Source organism: Endozoicomonas elysicola (assembly GCF_000710775.1).
Lineage (GTDB): Bacteria > Pseudomonadota > Gammaproteobacteria > Pseudomonadales > Endozoicomonadaceae > Endozoicomonas > Endozoicomonas elysicola.
This window is the reverse complement of the sequence record NZ_JOJP01000001.1, coordinates 1,361,679-1,377,581: the sequence shown is the minus strand read 5'-3', so window position 1 is coordinate 1,377,581 and position 15,903 is coordinate 1,361,679. Positions and strand designations below refer to the sequence as shown.

The 15,903-nt window shown below is 46.9% G+C and carries 6 protein-coding genes; all 6 read right to left on the bottom strand.

Annotated features, from left to right (window positions below; translation table 11 throughout):
* Nucleotides 1-86: 86 nt before the first annotated feature.
* Nucleotides 87-563 carry a transcription elongation factor GreA gene (gene greA, locus GV64_RS05800; RefSeq protein ID WP_020581072.1) on the bottom strand — a complete coding sequence of 159 codons (477 nt, stop codon included), beginning with the start codon at nucleotides 561-563 and terminating at the stop codon, nucleotides 87-89.
* On the bottom strand, nucleotides 560-3,796 hold the full coding sequence (gene carB, locus GV64_RS05795; RefSeq protein WP_020581073.1) for a carbamoyl-phosphate synthase large subunit: 3,237 nt from the start codon (nucleotides 3,794-3,796) through the stop codon (nucleotides 560-562). The genes greA and carB overlap by 4 nt, the downstream gene beginning before the upstream one ends.
* Before the next feature lie 27 nt (nucleotides 3,797-3,823).
* Entirely contained in the window at nucleotides 3,824-4,954 is a 1,131-nt protein-coding gene (gene carA, locus GV64_RS05790; RefSeq protein ID WP_020581074.1) for a glutamine-hydrolyzing carbamoyl-phosphate synthase small subunit, read from the bottom strand.
* A 229-nt stretch (nucleotides 4,955-5,183) separates the two neighbouring features.
* A complete protein-coding gene (dapB, locus tag GV64_RS05785) occupies nucleotides 5,184-5,987 on the bottom strand; it encodes a 4-hydroxy-tetrahydrodipicolinate reductase (protein ID WP_020581075.1) in 804 nt (267 codons plus the stop codon).
* Nucleotides 5,988-6,462: 475 nt separating this feature from the next.
* The gene (locus GV64_RS23615; protein WP_020581077.1) at nucleotides 6,463-8,352 is read right to left on the bottom strand and encodes a hypothetical protein; all 1,890 of its coding nucleotides are present in this window, start codon (nucleotides 8,350-8,352) and stop codon (nucleotides 6,463-6,465) included.
* Between the two features lie 281 nt (nucleotides 8,353-8,633).
* Nucleotides 8,634-15,878, bottom strand: coding sequence for a cadherin-like domain-containing protein (locus GV64_RS05775; RefSeq protein WP_034844070.1), 7,245 nt, complete (start codon nucleotides 15,876-15,878; stop codon nucleotides 8,634-8,636).
* Nucleotides 15,879-15,903 lie beyond the last annotated feature (25 nt).

The window sequence follows — 15,903 nt, the reverse complement described above, 5'->3', positions numbered from 1 at the left end:
TCATCTTTTATAGAGCAGGGTTTGTTCTCATTCTAGAGATAATCAGAAAAACTGATACTCAAATAGCGACTAGTGAAAACAACAACTCAAACATGCTTCACTTCATCGATCTCATATTCAACACCGCCAGAAGGTGTGTTTACCACAACGACATCACCTTCTTCTTTACCGATCATTGCGCGGGCAATGGGCGAGTTCACAGAGATCTTGTTCACCTTGATGTCCGATTCATCATCACCAACAATTTTGTACTCCACTTCCTGATCATTTTCCATATTGATCAGTACAACTGTTGTACCAAAAAGGACCTTACCGGTTTTGTTGATGGACGTGATATCGATCACCTGAGCATTAGACAGCTTGGCCTCAATTTCATTAACACGACCTTCTGCAAAACTCTGCTGCTCACGGGCTGCGTGATACTCAGCATTCTCCTTCAGGTCTCCCAGCTCCCGGGCTTCTGCAATGGCTGCAGAAATACGCGGGCGCTCAACCCCTTTCAAATGGGCCAGTTCCTCACGGAGGGCTTTTTCTCCCTCCACAGTCATGGGAATTCTTTTCATCCAACGTTACCTTCGTGTAAATCCTGAAGTCGTCTGACCAATCTTTCTGATCCAAAGGCGATTGAACGTGCAATCGCTTCTGCTCCCGCCATGGTGGTTGTATATAGCACCTTATTGGTCAATGCGGAGCGACGAATCAAGTAAGAATCGGCAATGGCCTGACGACCTTCAGTGGTATTGATCATGAAGGCTATATCACCATTAACAATCATGTCCACCAGATGCGGTCTTCCCTGATGTACTTTATTGATGGTGGTAACCGGCAAGCCAGCTTCTTCAATAACTTTAGCAGTACCTGAAGTGGCCAGCAGTTCAAAGCCAATATCCATCAGCAGACGAGCAATCATTGGCACTTCAGGCTTATCAAAGTCGCGCACAGTGAGAATGACCTTACCACCACTGGGTAACTGCATATTCTCTGCCAGCTGGGCTTTATGGAACGCTTCCGGGAACGTTGCACCAACACCCATCACTTCGCCGGTAGACTTCATCTCAGGGCCGAGAATTGGATCCACACCCGGGAACTTATTGAATGGGAAGATCGCCTCTTTCACACTGTAGTATGGTGGCACAATCTCAGTGGTAAAGTTCTGCTCTTCCAGGCTCTTGCCCATCATGACCCGTGCAGCAATCTTGGCCAGAGAGTGGCCGATACACTTGGAAACAAAAGGCACGGTACGGGAAGCACGGGGGTTAACTTCGATCACGTAGATCTCGTCATCCTGGATGGCCAGCTGAACGTTCATCAGACCAACAACACCCAGCTCCATAGCCATAGCGCGAACCTGCTCGCGAATAGCATCCTGATGACGACGACTCAAGCTGTATGGCGGCAGTGAGCAGCTGGAATCCCCAGAGTGAATACCTGCCTGCTCAATGTGCTGCATGATGGCACCAATCACCACCTGCTTGCCATCACAAACTGCATCCACATCCACTTCTACCGCACGGTTCAGGAAAGAATCCAGCAATACAGGGCTATCATTGGATACCTGAACCGCCTCTTTCATGTAACGCACCAGCTCATCTTCACCCGCTACAATTTCCATAGCGCGACCACCCAGAACATAAGATGGACGGACGACCAGTGGATAACCGATTTCTGCGGCTTTAGCGACGGCTTCACCTTCGCTGCGCACAGTAGCATTGGCTGGCTGCAGCAGATTCAGTTTCTGAATCATCTGCTGGAAGCGTTCACGATCTTCTGCACGGTCGATGGCTTCCGGGCTGGTACCGATAATCGATACGCCTTCCGCTTCCAGTGCACGAGCCAACTTCAACGGGGTCTGCCCACCGTACTGAACGATAACGCCGCTGGGCTTCTCAACATCAATAATTGCCAGCACGTCTTCCAGAGTTACCGGCTCAAAGTAGAGACGATCAGACGTATCATAATCGGTGGAAACGGTTTCAGGGTTACAGTTAACCATAATGGTTTCGTAACCGTCTTCCCGTGCTGCAAGAGCCGCATGTACACAGCAGTAATCAAATTCAATGCCCTGACCAATCCGGTTTGGGCCACCACCGATGACCATGACTTTCTCACGGTCAGAAGGCTCTGCTTCACACTCTTCATCATAAGATGAATACATGTACGCAGTCGTGGATTGAAACTCGGCAGCACAGGTATCAACACGTTTGAATACCGGTTTCACGCCCAGCTCACGACGAAGGTTTCTTACCTCCACCTCTTTTACATCCAGCAACTCCGCCAGACGGGCATCACTGAAGCCTTTTTGTTTCAGACGGAACAAACGTTCTTTAGTCAACCCATTGAGAGGAGCGTCAGCAAGCGATTCGCTGGCCAGAGCGGTTTCTTCCTCAACAATGTCCTGAATCTGAATCAGGAACCAGGGGTCAATCTTGCACTCGGCAAAGATCTCTTCCAGGGAAAGGCCGGCACGGAAAGCATCCGCAACGTAATAGATTCGATCAGCCTTTGGCGTCACCAGTTCACGACGGATAATATCCAACGCATCAGGTTGCTTTGGATCCAGCATCGGATTAAATCCGGTGGCTCCTGTTTCCAGACCACGCAACGCTTTTTGCACAGACTCCTGGAAAGTCCGACCAATGGCCATCACTTCACCCACAGACTTCATCTGAGTGGTCAGACGATCATCAGCCTGAGGGAACTTTTCAAAAGCGAAACGAGGAATCTTGGTAACAACATAGTCGATAGATGGTTCAAAAGAGGCAGGAACCACGCCACCGGTAATTTCGTTGCTCAGCTCATCCAAGGTGTAGCCCACTGCCAGTTTCGCGGCTACCCGGGCAATCGGGAAACCGGTCGCCTTGGAAGCCAGGGCAGAAGAACGGGACACACGGGGGTTCATTTCAATGACCACCATACGGCCCGTATTCGGGCAGATACCGAACTGTACGTTGGAACCACCCGTCTCCACACCAATTTCACGCAGTACCGCAATAGAAGCGTTACGCATGATCTGGTACTCCCTGTCGGTCAGCGTCTGGGCTGGTGCGACAGTAATAGAGTCACCGGTATGAACCCCCATAGGGTCGAAGTTTTCAATGGCACAGACAATGATGCAGTTATCTTTGCGATCACGCACCACTTCCATCTCATACTCTTTCCAGCCGATTAACGACTCATCAATCAGCAACTCACTGGTGGGTGAAAGATCAAGCCCACGGAAACAGATCTCTTCAAACTCATCCTTGTTATAGGCAATACCACCACCGGTTCCGCCCATGGTAAACGACGGCCGAATGATACATGGAAAGCCCAGCTCATCGAGAACAGCACGGGCTTCTTCCATGGTATGAGCAATACCGGAGCGAGGGGTTTCAAGACCAATGTTTTTCATGGCCTTGTCAAACAACTGCCGGTCTTCCGCCTTATCGATGGCTTCCTGGTTGGCACCAATCATGGCGACGCCATACTTTTCCAGCACGCCTTTATGGAACAAATCCAGGGCACAGTTCAGAGCGGTCTGGCCTCCCATGGTCGGGAGAATCGCATCAGGACGCTCTTTTTCAATAATTTTTTCTACCGTTTCCCAGCGGATCGGCTCAATATAGGTTGAGTCCGCCATAGCCGGGTCGGTCATGATAGTAGCTGGGTTAGAGTTAACCAGGATGACCCGGTAACCTTCTTCCTTCAGAGCCTTACAGGCCTGCGCTCCGGAATAGTCAAACTCACAGGCCTGGCCGATAATAATTGGACCAGCCCCGAGTATCAGAATACTTTCAATATCAGTACGTTTTGGCATCTTTCTCTCACATCAAAACGGGGTTGGTTATTTCGCTGCCTTAAGCATCTCAACAAAACGGTCAAACAGTCCGGCAACATCATGTGGGCCAGGACTTGCTTCAGGGTGTCCCTGGAAGCTGAAAGCAGGACGATCTATCCGCTCAATCCCCTGCAAACTGCCGTCAAACAACGACTTATGGGTTGCTTTCAGCGTTTCCGGCAGAGAGTCTTCAGCTACCGCGAAGCCATGGTTCTGACTGGTGATGTGAACCTGTCCGGATTTGAGATCTTGAACTGGATGGTTGGCACCGTGATGCCCGAACTTCATCTTCTCAGTCTTCGCACCACTGGCCAACGCCAGCAGCTGATGACCCAGACAGATACCAAAGACAGGCAGAGGGGTTTCGAGGATCTCTTTAATGGCAGAAATGGCATAATCACAAGGTTCAGGATCACCAGGGCCATTAGAGAGAAAAACACCATCCGGATTCATAGCCAGAACGTCTTTGGCCGGTGTTTTGGCTGGAACAACGGTCAGGCGACAGCCTCGCTGAGCGAGCATGCGCAAAATGTTTCTCTTAACACCAAAATCGTAGGCAACGACATGAAAAGGCAGGTCAGTCACTTCAGCATGACTGTCAGTTTCCAGGCTCCAGACACCTTCTGTCCACGGATAAGCCTGGTCAGTGGTGACTTCCTTCGCCAGATCCATACCTTTAAGGCCTGGGAACTCACGGGCTTTGGCCAGCGCCAGAGCCTCATCAACAGAGTCGCCTGCGATAATGCAGCCGTTCTGAGCCCCTTTTTCCCGCAGAATACGGGTCAGCCTACGGGTATCAATACCAGCAATCGCAACAATATTTCGAGACTTCAGATACTCATCCAGGGACATCTTACTGCGCCAGTTGCTGGCCAGCAGTGGCAGGTCTTTAATAACCAGACCCGCCGCATGAATTTGAGGAGACTCTTCATCTTCCGGAGTAATACCGGTATTACCAATATGGGGATAGGTCAGCGTAACAATTTGGCGGGAATAGGAAGGGTCAGTGAGAATTTCCTGATAACCGGTCATTGCCGTGTTAAAAACCACCTCACCACTGGTTTCACCATCAGTACCGATGGCAATTCCCCGGAAAATACTACCATCTTCCAGAGCTAAAACAGCCGTCTTAGTCAAAGGATCCTCCCATATTTGAACCTGAGCGTCTTATGCCCGAACGCTATGGTGCCGTATATCCTCCAGTTTGCAGACCCAAAAAAAGCGAGATGTTTTTAAAAACCATCTCGCTTGTGATCACACATTCTGTCGCCAACACCATAAATTCAATGCAAATTTTTCGCATTTAATCACAAGATACCCGACTTGTCCATGATTAATTCTGAACGGTCATTCAATTCATATAAACCTACTTCAGACCCAGTACATCCTGCATATCGTAAAGGCCGGAACGCTTATCAGAAATAAAGCGAACCGCACGTAATGAGCCGCGGGCATAGATCACGCGACTACTGGCCTTATGGGTAATTTCAACTCGCTCCCCTTCACAAGCAAAAAGCACAGTATGGTCACCAATCACATCGCCAGCACGGACGGTTGCAAAGCCTATCGTTTCACGATCCCGTGGTCCGGTATATCCTTCACGACCATATACCGCACACTTTTCAAGATCACGTCCCAGAGTATCTGCAACAACCTCCCCCATTTTTAAAGCAGTACCAGAAGGGGAATCCACCTTGTGGCGGTGGTGTGCTTCAATAACTTCAATATCTGCATCATCACCAAGCACTTTGGCAGTCATCTCCAGAAGCTTGAACACCAGGTTGACGCCGATACTCATGTTAGGAGCAAAAACAACAGCCGTATCTTCTGCAGCTTTGGCCAGCAATTCTTTCTGGTCACTATTGAGACCCGTAGTACCAATGACGATACCCTTACCATGCTGCCTGCACAATTCAACATTCTGCATGGTCAAATCAGGTGAAGTGAAGTCAATCAAAACATCAAAATCATTAATAGCCGCAGTCAAATCATCCGTTAAAGCCACGCTCAGTGAACCAACACCCACCAGATCACCCGCATCAACCCCAAGCAGACTATCGTCAGGTTTGATAATAGCTGCTCCCAGCTGACACTGCTCATCACCCGCAACGGCTTCCACAAGCATTCGCCCCATTCTTCCGGCAGCACCCACAACGGCAACTCTGGTCACGTCACAATCCCTCTGGTCTGGCTTTTGAATCCGCCTATGAAACACGAATCGTTGAAAAACGAAAACAGTCTATCGGACTACGCACAAACAGCAAGCCAACTGAGAAAAATACGAGTCCATCTTTTATTTTTTAAGAAAAAAACGATAACCTACCACCAAATAGCATCCCATACCGGTTGTAGGTGAAAAATATGATCCAGCAGTTTATGAAAGATGTTCGGGATATGCACTGGGCACCCAGGCTGATTCTGGCACTGGTAATTCTGAAAACTGTCTCAGTAATGATTCGGGAAGCGCAGATCTTTTGAAGATTGAAAACCAAAGCCTCGCAACAGATGGTCAAGTTACATACAAGTAAGTATCTACGGCTTAAATAAGCCAATCTCCCCTCACCCATTCCGAGAATTAATCATAAAATAGCAACTCAACTTTTTCATAATCTCACTCAAAAGCATTCTCAAACCAATACACTGTGTTACTTCGCTTCAGGATAACGCTCCGCAATGTATCTCTGCCTAGCCACCAAGATGTTGATTAGACTGGTACACTCCTGCTTGTCGATCGGTCCGTAATACTCCACAAGTTCGGTGATTTGTTCTTTACCCAATACCAATACTTTCCGGGCTCCGGCAATCATATCCTCTCGGGTAACACTGGCAAATACTTCAGCCGATTGCGGGTTTATGGTACTGTCCCTCAGACTCTCTATCTCAAGAACTTTCCCTCCGAAGGCTTCACCCTTCAGACCACCTTGAGCGCGGTAACGTAAACTCCCCCCGGTATCGATACGAATGGCCTTACTGTCTTGTATTATAAAATTATCGTAAAAAAGACCCACAACATCCCAATTGGCCAGCCATGCATCCACCATAAAGTTACCCCGTATACCCTGGATCTTGTCGCTGGTCAGTTGCCTCCCCCCCTGCTGTATGCCATCGATGATTTCCGAAGCAACCTTTATCCGTTTACCGTCTTTAAGCAGGAAAACATTGGGTACATCCACACCTGCAGCTTTATATAGTTTTGCTGCCATTACTTCATTTCTGGCGATATCTTCGCTGGCGGGTTCTTTAATATAGTATTTTTTGCCCGTGACTGAGTCCTGATAAACACCGCCGGGGTTAGACCCTTTCTGGCCCTCGATCTTAGTGAGATCACTCCATTTGGGGTGGATATTTTTTGGCGCTACCTGAAGAGGCTCATCTTTTTTGACTGGAATTAAGATCGGTTCTGGTGCTTGCTTTTTAAGAGTAGATGCATTGCTCAGAGGCACAAAACACCTCTCTCTGTCATCCCACACGGATATTTGATCTACACCAACACATCCAATAATACTTATTTCCTGCTCACTCATAGCCCATTGCAAACTTTCCGGTGAAACCCTTTCTGGGGGAGAAACAATATGACCGAATCTATTTATGCCACGGCTTTTTCCCTGAATTGTTTTCAACATATCTACACCTTGACTCTCTTTGAGCTCAATTTTGTATAAATAAGACTCCTTTCCTGTTGTTTTCCTGATGGTTTTCATGAAATCTTCTGCTTTATGCTGACTCTTGGTTGTTGACACCGCTCCACCGCACTGCATGCCTTGTTTGTATGCTGAACCTGACAAATGATACTCAAGGCTTTCCAAACTAAATTTTCTAGGGCGCATCCCTCCAACCTTTATAATCTCTTCAGGTGCTCTACCATCGCCTCTGAAAACAGTTACAGGTGTTTCATTATAAATCCAGTATTGCATTTCTTTTCTTGCACTATTATTCAGATTTATAGGGCCTTGCTCTACATCGCAGACACCATCACTATTTTCTACTACCTTTATTTGGGATTCATTCAGATCATCACAATCTTCTGATTCCGGATCGAAATCAAGAAGCTCACCTACATCTTTTAGGATATTATCAGTTCCATCTTCTATAACACTCATATCAATAGTATTTTCATAAACAGAATAATTTACATCTTCAACCAGGTCATAAATTTTTTTTCCAATCTCATCTATTTTTTGATTAATGCTTTTTAAGCTGGTTGTATTAAAATAACCATGTAACAAAATCCTTTCATAATCCTTACACACTAATACCAGGCACCTAATTGCTCTATCTAAATCAGTATCATTCGATTTATGACCAGTATTTTTCATATGATTATTTAACTCTTTAAGGCCTTCTATCTCCCTTTCAATTACTTTTACAGGAATCCGGTCTCGGTCGAATCTTCTTCTTAGACTTGCTGCATCCTCGTCAACATCAATTTTTGTAGTATCTTTTTGTCCATATTTAGCAACTACACCATCATCTTTGCAAAGAACAGCTGGAGTATTAGGGTATACCTCGCTTTCTTTTCCACCCACTATTTTCATAACTCACCATCCTTGCCTTACTATTATGATATCCAAAACAACTGTATTTAACTCATATTGTCATAGATCAACGTAATTTAGAGCATTACGTCTTCTGACTAAGATTTAAGTTAGCTCCTTCAGATTGATAACTCGCCCGCAAGCCCAAAATCTGACGGGTCTATGGCCAACCCGGAATTATGAATAACATCTTGAAAGTAATTTACAGAGACTTTTTTTCCTTAAAAATTTCTTTTATTTATCATTCAAAACTTTTTATTGATTGATAAGCAATAAACTCATTAAACCTGAAGATTTCCATCATCAATAAGATTATTTATGATTTCGATATCCGTGGAGCCGCCCCCATAATTGGATAGATCAACACCATCGAGTTTAATTTTCTGGGTAACATCTCCTGTTTCAGAAGATTTGATACCAATGATTGTACTCCCATCTTCAAAATTCAGAGCCAGGAGATCTTCAACGGCACTCTCCTCTTCCGTTATCAGATCACTGATATCCAACACATCACCTCCTTGTCCGGCATGAAAATCAGCAATCATATCTTCAGCAGGATTCTGGGCACTTCCAACATCACTTAACTGCCATGAGAACGTATCTGATCCGTCTCCACCAGTCATCACATCATCGCCAGCACCACCGAAAATGATATCACCTCCACCATCCCCCAACAGCGTGTCATCTCCCAGGCTACCCATTAGCTGATCGGCCTCTGATGTACCCTGAACTATGTCGCTGTCAACTGTGCCAGAAAGTGACGTTGTCTCAACCCTGAGCCCATCCAACCCACTGCCAGCTCCCTCAAAATGAAGGAAAAAACCATCCCAGTTGGCGGGGTTACTGGCATCCGATGACTCTGGATCCAACCCCAGGTTCAAACCAGTCAGCTCGGGCAAAGCTGTCCACTCTGCAGCACCATCCGTCAGGCTCTTGAACATCAATGAGCCCTGCCCCTGGCCATCATTTGCTGCGATATCGACTTCCCACCGAAAACGTAACCACCCGGAACCATTACCTGCACTGGTAGTAACCGTGGTGCCATCAGCCAGAGTTATATACATAGCACTGTTGTTATAGCTACCAAAACTGAATTTCAGTCCCTGTTCACTGTTGCTTCCTTTGGCGGTAATCTGACCATCATTATTACCATCAGCACCAACCCCAAAAACCGAACCCCAATAGTTTTTCTTGATATCAACTTCCAGGGCAAAAGAAGAAGTGACATTGAAATCAGGCAGGATACCAACGTCTGAATCTGGAAGTGTTGCACTGGCACCAACCCCAGGACCACTGGAGTTGAAAACCATCGCCTTACCACCATCATGACCTGCAGTATCATTCACTGTGATAGAAGAGGAAGTATTAAATTTCTGAACAGACCAGCCATTTTGGCCATCCACATCACCAGCTGAATAGCTATTGAGATCCTCTGACTGAACCTGAGTGCCCTGACTTATTGAAAATTGATGCTCGTTACTGACATGCTGACCATCACTCACAGTAAAACCAAAGCCCGTTGGTGAAACACTGTCATCACCATATTCAAACGTCAGATTACCAATATCTGTCACTGCAATCCCCTGGTTAGCAGTGACAGCAGTACCATTCAACATCAGCGAACCGTTCTGCGGTAATGACGTAATAATTATTGATTGAAGTGCATCACCAGCGTCAGAATCAGAGAATTCAAAATCAGCAACCGAGAAATGATAAATACTGCCGCCCTGAATAATAAGGCTGTTATCTGAAGACTCAGGGGCATACTGCGAAATGGAAAGAACCAGGTTGTCGATCCCCCAGGATTCATCATTCAGAGCCTGGTTCAGGGTTGACCCAAAACCAATTTTAAGAGAACTCTGATCTGAGCTAACTGGAATTGTCATACTGTAAGTATGAGCCTGATCAACCCATCCATAAAAACCTACATGTCCACCCTGACCATGCTCAATCTGTCCAATCGTATTTCCCTGATCGTCAGCGATCACTTCTACCCCCGGAGCATTACTGCCATGAGAGTAACTTCTGGCATGGTATTGCTGCCCATCGACAAACATCTGGAACTGCTCACCATCCCAGGAGTCAATTTCATACAGGGTAAATTTGAGCGTAACTTCAGAAGCGCCTTCAGGCACAGCAAATGTTTTATAGACCGCTTCATTGCCTTCAGTACCGCCAAACCGCCCAAGCATATTGCCGGTATTGAAGTTACCGCTGGTACTGGTGGACTGATTCCAGCCATCAGAGCCTGTATTGAAGTTATCTTCAGAGATAACCTGATTAACGTTCAGTGTTGCCTGTGACGCGCTTACCGCCTGCCCATCAGAAACATCAAAATCAAGGCTTGCTGCGCCGGTAAAGTCTCCGCCAGGCGTGAATGTCCAGGAATCATTGCCATTATCAGCAATTGAGCCATTACTGGACGACAGATTAAGAATGCTTAAATCATCACCGTTCTCATCTGAAACATTAGCCAATAACATAGCCTTAGTTATGATCATGTTGTCTACACTTGTCATCACACCAAGGTCTATGGGCGCATTCACCACTGGCGCTTCATTCGCATCAGAAACATGCACTGTTATTTGCTGACTACTGGTCAAGCTGCCATCACTGACCTGAATCGTAAGATCATGAGAGCCAGAGGTTTCAAAATCTAGCAGTGCGCCGTTGGCAACAGTAATCTCTCCTGTTGATGGGTCAATAGTAAAGCGACCACCCGCATCATCACTCAGAGAAAAAGTCAGGGAATCCGCATCATCTATATCACTGGCGGTAGCTTGTCCTACCGCAGTTCCGTTTGAGCTACCTTCAGGCACTGAGAAAACACTGTCTACCACATTATCTACAGAACCCGCCTCATAGATCTGCAATATCTGCTCAGATGTTAAAGCCCCATCAAAAATCACAAAGTCATCAATAGAGCCATCTAAATGACCATCAACATCCCAGTGGCTTTTACCAATATAGTTACCTGAACGAACTTCTTCCGTGGGCACATACCCCTGAGCCTCACCCGCCAGTACGCCATTTTTATAGGCTCTCATAACCCCTTCAGAGTCAATAGAAACAGCAACGTGAACCCATTGCCCGGCTTCAAAGAAGTTCTCAACATTCAGTTCTGGTGCTCCCCCCTGCCCATCGTGCAGGTGAAAACCCAAAGCGTTAGTCTGACCAACATGTCCAACCAGAATATTGTTATTAGCTGCACCATCACCGAAATCAAACACCCTCGACCAGGACTGGTCAAAGCTGTCAAATTTGGCCCATGCAGTAACCGTCATTGCTCCACCCGTCGTCAAATCACTGATTTCAGCAGCGCCGGATGTTCCGTTCATCTCAAAAGCAGAAGAGTCACCATTTCGCCCAGTGCCAACAGAAGCACTGCCTGAGTACGCAAGCCCATGACCATTGCCTGAAATATCCGATAAATCTGTAAAACTGTAGGCCGCATAAATATGGTTACTCAGGCTATGAACCTGCAACTCTGGCCCATCATTCTCGGGGGCAAAACTCAAAATGCCATTGCTGGAAACGGTACTGCCTCCATCTGACACGTCATAACTCAGGCTGACATTTCCAGCAAAGTCATCGACCGGAGTAAACTCAAAATACTCATGAACAGCATCAACATCTCCTGTCGTGCTGACGGAGAAATTATTTGTGGTATCAACCACTTCTCCATTCCGAGCCCGCAGATCAAATGCAAGTTCACTGCTGCCATCAACAATACTGATGCCAGACTCAACCAGCCCCTGGGAAACCGCATCGTAAGACATGGCAACATAACCAATTCGAGTATTGGTCACGGACTGAGTACTATCGAGACTACCGCCATAACTATCCTGTTCCTGACCAACCATCACCCAGCCACCAGACGGAACCGTAAGCCCCTGCTTGAACGTATTGCTTTCGATCAAAATACCATTATCAAACACGTTGATAGCGCCATTCTGGCTATCCCAGGTCATGGTGATGGTATGCATCCCCCCATCCTGTATATTCAAACCATCAAAATCAATGCCAGTCCCCCCCAGATCGAGGTGCAATGAACCATCATGATTCTGGATATAGATATTCAACATATTGTCACTGGAAGGGACTTGCGCACTCACAACGTTATCAATACCACCGGAATGAGCCCCCGTTGATGTGTATTCAAACTCAATGGAAAAAGCATCGTATTCTGACAGCCGCTGATCAAGCTCAATTCGCCCATCTGTACCAGAACCAAACTCAATATGAGCAACCTCTAGTAGCGAACCATCACTACCCTCATAGCGAACATTGCTGACTTCAGACTGCCCGTTACTTTCACCAGAACTGGAGAGTAAGTCTGACTCTGTAAATCGCAAAACCTGATCTTCACTGCCATCTGCAATAATATGGGCTCCATCAACAGACCATTGTGTATTGGCAGAAACCATGACGGAGGTTTCAACTGGGTCACTCTCTACCTCAATGCCAACCTGGGTTAACTGGATATTGTCCAGAAGCCCACCTGCGCCCTCATTACTGGTTGCTCTGAATTCGAGACGTTTTTCAGAACCATCACCGGTAAGTGTCAGCGTTTGATTTTGCCAGTTGAACTGCCCTGAACTGCCATCCAGCCCAGAGATTTTTTCTCCCCCCCAGTACACATCGATACCTGAGCTAACAACTCCCTGACGGGCTGAGAAATCAAAATTAAGTTCATAACTACGCCCGGCTTCCGTAGAAATATTCCTGTAGAGATTGTTATCACCTACAGCGGCTTCTACCTCAATCACTCTGTTAGAGCCATCAGATCCACCGTAGACGGTTTCATAGTGCAACTCCACATTCCCTGACGGATTACTGGTTTGCCATCCGGTGTTTGCTTCAAGTACAGAGGCACCTGCGGTCGCTGAAGAAAAATTGGCAAAATCGGTGGAGAACAGAAGCTGATCAGCCTCCATTGTCGTTTCTATTACTTGGTAATCGAGACTCAGCTGACCATTAAAGTCAGCGTTAGGCATCAGCGTCCAGGTGCCATCGCCATTATCAGTCAGCTGACCGCTATCACTGGAAAGATTGGTTACTGAGACATTTGAGGCGGAGCTCAATGAAGAATTGGCAATCAATAACTCACTGGTAATAATAAATGCCCCATCATTCTGTGTACTCACAACATCAGAAGACCAGCCAGCCTCTTTACTGAATACCCTACCATCACCAAGACTGATTTTTACTGGCTCATCAACAACCGAGGCTCCTCCAAACTTCGCAACAGCATTTGAATAATTGAATTGACTGTTCCCTTCCGGGTCAAAATAAACAAACTTATTGTCGATATGGACATGACTGCTTAAATCGTCCAATGACGTACTTGAAGGTAAAAAGGCACTGAGATCCAGTACATCGTGTTGATCTGCCGTCGATTTGAAGTCCCATATTGTGTCAATTTCACCATCATCACTGAGCACAAAGGTATCATTACCGCTGCCACCCACCATGAAGTCCCGGCCAGCGCCACCAGCGATCACATCATCGTCATAACCGCCATCCAGGTAGTCGTTAGCAATACCTCCCTTCAGTGTGTCATTGCCATATTTACCAAAAAGTTCTATCCGCTGAGCGTTATTTTCTTCATAGGCTCCGCTGTTTTTATTAAACCCATCAGGGCCGGTATAACTGGACCCATCCAAAACATCATCGCTGAAGCCACCGAAGGCTCTTTCAATACCAGCGGCTTGCAAGTTCAGGGAAAGACTCTCGCCAGTATCACCTTGAATTTTTGCAGTATCAAAACCGTCGCCCCCCTCTACCGTTCCCTGTGCAAGGTCGAGCCCATCAACTATCAGGGTGTCGTTGCCTCTACCACCATAAAGATGATCTGCGCTCTCATCATTGGTTAAGGCATCACCATCCAACACATCATCACCAGCAAGACCAATAAGAACATCTCCACCTTCACCACCACGAAGCTGTTCACCGCTACGAGTCCCCACTTGTTCTGACAAGGCATCTTCACGGTTAAATTCGATCTCCTGTCCATCAGGAAGTCTGAAGCGAACAAGGTTGTCGATATCCGAACGTTCCCCAAAGCGAGCCAGTTGATTAGAGGCGTCAAACTGTCCGCCACCATTCACATCAACAAATACCCCCGCATCCGTTACCTTAACGAAGGCGTGGATGTTTTCAGCCACCACGTTTTCAGGCAGAACAGTTTGTAGATCAATCAGATCTCTGTGGCCTTCCAGGCTGGTAAAGTCGTATAACAGGTCGGACCTGAGATCATCACCAGTGGTCGTTTCCAGGTTAAGTACAAACTCATCCCGTCCCTCGCCACCAATCAGCATGTTACGGCCACCACCGGCAACAATGCGGTCGTTACCACGGCCCCCATCCAGCATGACACCATCGGCATTACCCTGCAGGGTGTCGCCGCCATCGCGACCGTACATCCAGAGCTTATGATCCGCTACATTGTCGTCTTTTTCGTCACTGCTTAGCACAACCTGAGCAGCATCCAGAATTTCACCACCATCGGAGCCGTGCGCTTCTTCTACCTGATGTTGATCCAGACGAAAGTTAAACAGCTCTCCAGCCTTACTTCTGATAAAGGCAGTACTGGCATCAGCACCAGGACCACTGTCGGACTCATAATCCTGTCCACGGGGGTTATATTTCTGGGTCCGGCTGGCCAGCACATCTGAGGCCTGAAATGCGTCACCATCCTGAAGCTGAACGCCTGCCTGAGCAAAGATATTGAATACAACACGTACATTGTCACCAATATCAATCAGAATTTCGTTACGGGAAAAAACACTGTCCTCAGTAAAACGGGCTACCTGGTTTTCCTCCGAAAAGTCACCATTGCCAGCAGTATCAAGAAACACCCCTTCTTCGGTAATACTTAAATAACTGAGAAGATTATTGGCATCTGCTCCTTCGGGAAGTAACTGGCTGACATCCAAAACATCTTTTTCAAAGCGGGTTGACTTAAAATCCAGAGTTTCCACCGAGCCAGTATCCGTCAGGACATAACGGTCTGAACCCGCACCACCAATATAAACATCGTTGCCAGCGCCCCCCTCCAGAACATCATCCCCCCAGGAACCGTGCATAACATCAGCACTGGAAGACCCCGTCAGCATATCGGACTGATGCGTGCCTCGAATTTCATTGGAATCACCCTGATCGAATGAATCAATAGCTGGAGAATCACTGAGGGGGTCATCTGCATTAACAGTGTGATCAAAATGAATAATGGAAGTATCTGCAACCTGCACGGCCACCATGGCATTCAAAGCCGGGCCCCCAGAAGCAAAACGGGCGACCTGACTGTCCACTGAGAATTGGCCACTGCCGGAAGAATCCACGAATACACCAGAGCCGGTAATTTTAACAAACTGTTTTAAATTGGAAGCATTGACGCCACTATCAGGTAACAACTGGCTGACATCCAGAACATCCTGCTGATTGTTATCTGACTTAAAATCCAGTGTTTGGATAGATTCTGGATTATCGATAGTGTGCCGGTTATTACCCGAACTGGTATCCATAACGTCACATACTCCCTTATGTTCA

Bases quoted from the DNA above. Each gene is read 5' to 3' on its own strand.
- greA (WP_020581072.1), bottom strand. From the start codon at position 563: ATGAAAAGAATTCCCATGACTGTGGAGGGAGAAAAAGCCCTCCGTGAG.
- carB (WP_020581073.1), bottom strand. From the start codon at position 3,796: ATGCCAAAACGTACTGATATTGAAAGTATTCTGATACTCGGGGCTGGT.
- GV64_RS23615 (WP_020581077.1), bottom strand. From the start codon at position 8,352: ATGAAAATAGTGGGTGGAAAAGAAAGCGAGGTATACCCTAATACTCCA.
- GV64_RS05775 (WP_034844070.1), bottom strand. From the start codon at position 15,878: ATGGATACCAGTTCGGGTAATAACCGGCACACTATCGATAATCCAGAA.